Below are 435 nucleotides of genomic sequence, written 5' to 3' on the forward strand. Positions count from 1 at the left end.
CTTTCGAACACTAGCGATTATTTCTTATGAATTCAAGCTTATTTAAAACTCTTTATTCACTCGGTTTTGCTTGGTAAAATCTATATTTTACTTACTTATCTAGTTTTCAATGTACAAATAATGGTGGAGACTAGCGGGATCGAACCGCTGACCTCCTGCGTGCAAAGCAGGCGCTCTCCCAGCTGAGCTAAGCCCCCAAATAGGTATTAAATTAATGGTGGGCCTAAGTGGACTCGAACCACCGACCTCACGCTTATCAGGCGTGCGCTCTAACCAGCTGAGCTATAGGCCCATTAATTTGAATGAACAAACATTCAAAACTGAATACAATATGTCACGTTATTCCGCATCTTCTGAAGAAGATGTTCCGAATATATCCTTAGAAAGGAGGTGATCCAGCCGCACCTTCCGATACGGCTACCTTGTTACGACTTC

2 tRNA genes and 1 rRNA gene are annotated in these 435 nt (G+C 42.5%); all 3 read right to left on the reverse strand.

Going from position 1 to position 435, the window contains the following annotated elements:
* Positions 1–121 precede the first annotated feature (121 nt).
* A tRNA-Ala gene (locus IDG64_RS14430) sits at positions 122–197 on the reverse strand.
* 18 nt (positions 198–215) lie between these two features.
* Positions 216–292: transfer RNA gene (locus IDG64_RS14435), tRNA-Ile, on the reverse strand.
* A gap of 91 nt (positions 293–383) precedes the next feature.
* Positions 384–435, reverse strand: a 16S ribosomal RNA gene (locus tag IDG64_RS14440); the annotation flags it as partial.

Source organism: Staphylococcus sp. EG-SA-15, from assembly GCF_017151895.1.
GTDB classification, from domain to species: domain Bacteria; phylum Bacillota; class Bacilli; order Staphylococcales; family Staphylococcaceae; genus Staphylococcus; species Staphylococcus aureus.